Here is a 1,274-nt window from a genome sequence, read left to right on the forward strand (position 1 = left end):
GCAGGGGTGGTCTTGCCGCAGCCGGACGGGCCCAGCACGGCCAGTAGCGCGCCCCGCCGCACGTCGAGGTCGACGCCGGCCAGGGCGGACACCGTCTGGTACGACTTGGTCAGCCCGGCAACGGCCAGCATCGTCTCGGTCATCGGGTGCCTCCGGGGGCGGTCGGGCCGGCGTCGGTCAGTCCGGTGCGCGCCGCGAGCAGCCAGGTCGGCACGGCGGCGAGCGCGACGAGCAGCGCCGCGTACGGCGCGGCGGCGGCGTACGCGGCGGTCGAGGTGTGCGTCCACAGCTCGGTGGCCAGGGTGTCCATTCCGGTCGGGCGCAGCAGCAGCGTGGCGGGCAGTTCCTTCATGCAGGTGAGGAACGTCAGGGCCGCCCCGGCGCCGATCCCGGGCAGGGTCAGCGGCAGGGTGACCGTGCGGAACACGGCGAACGGGCCCCGGCCCAGCGACCGCGCGGCCTCCTCCACGGCGGGCGGGCTCTGCGCGGCGGCGGACGCCACCGCCCCGACGGCCAGCGGCAGGAACAGCGTCGCGTACGCCAGCGCCAGCAGCCACCTGCTCTGGTAGAGCGGGTACGCCACGTTGACGGAGAAGAACACCAGCGACAACCCGATCACCACGCCGGGCAGGGCGTGCGCGACGTAGGTGAGCCGCTCCAGCACGGTGGTCACCGGGCCGGGCGCCCGGGCGGCGAGCAGCCCCAGCGGCAGGGCGAGCAGCATGGTGAACGCCGCGCCCGCCAGTGACACCGACAGCGACCCGCCGGCGGCGGCGGCGACCTCGGCGAGGGAGCCGGGGCGGGACACCCCCGCGCCGAGCCAGCGGGCCAGCCCGAACGCCGGCACGCCGAGGGCCAACGCGTCGACCGCGAGCAGGACGGACAGGGCCGGCCACCGCAGGCGGCGAAGCGCCAGCCGCACGGGCGGACGCACGGCGGTGCTGGCGTAGCGGGCGTCGCGGGTGCGGGTGCCCAGCTCCGCGCCGATCAGCAGCACGGTGAGCAGAACCAGCACGGTGGAGAGCACCAGCGCCCCGGTGCGGTCGAAGCCCAGGTTGAACGCGGTGAAGATGGCCCGGGTGAAGGTGTCCACCCGCACGATCGACACCGCGCCGAATTCGGACAGGACGTACAGGGCGACCAGCAGCGCGCCGGCGGCCACGGCGGGCCGGATCTGGCGCAGTGTCACCCCGACCAGGGACGCCCACGGGCCCCGGCCCAGCGATTTTTGTTACCTCCTCCTGCCCGGGGTCGGCCCGGCGCAGCGCGGCGAC

At 75.7% G+C, this 1,274-nt stretch carries 1 protein-coding gene and 1 pseudogene; both read right to left on the reverse strand.

Annotation, left to right across the window (positions count from 1 at the left end; genetic code table 11):
• The coding region (locus MCAG_RS33210) for an ATP-binding cassette domain-containing protein (protein ID WP_369751348.1) at positions 1-131 on the reverse strand (131 nt) is incomplete at its 3' end.
• Positions 132-139: 8 nt separating this feature from the next.
• A pseudogene (locus MCAG_RS01425) lies at positions 140-1,274 on the reverse strand (ABC transporter permease); the annotation flags it as partial.

The organism is Micromonospora sp. ATCC 39149, assembly GCF_000158815.1.
Classification (GTDB): Bacteria; Actinomycetota; Actinomycetes; order Mycobacteriales; family Micromonosporaceae; genus Micromonospora.